General features: G+C 61.5%; 1 protein-coding gene. It reads left to right on the top strand.

Annotated features, from left to right (window positions below):
* The coding region (locus tag ACSIPU_RS31180; protein ID WP_435322573.1) for an efflux RND transporter permease subunit at positions 1 to 286 on the top strand (286 nt) is incomplete at both ends.

Here is a 286-nt window from a genome sequence, read left to right as displayed (position 1 = left end):
TGCGCAATACGCTGATCCTGATTGGCCAAATCCATCATAACCAACAGGCGGGGCTCGATCCGTTCCACGCGGTGGTGGAGGCGACGGTGCAGCGCGCCCGCCCGGTTCTGCTGACCGCGCTGGCGGCGATCCTGGCGTTCATTCCGCTCACTCATTCGGTCTTCTGGGGAACGCTCGCCTATACGCTGATTGGCGGGACGCTGGGGGGAACCATCATGACCCTTATCTTACTGCCGGCCATGTACGCGATCTGGTTCCGCATCCGTCCGGAGAACACGCTACAACA

It is taken from the genome of Klebsiella sp. HN106 (genome assembly GCF_051209435.1).
GTDB classification, from domain to species: domain Bacteria; phylum Pseudomonadota; class Gammaproteobacteria; order Enterobacterales; family Enterobacteriaceae; genus Klebsiella; species Klebsiella oxytoca.
Note: the sequence above shows the minus strand (reverse complement) of the source record. Positions and strands in the feature narration are given on the sequence as shown.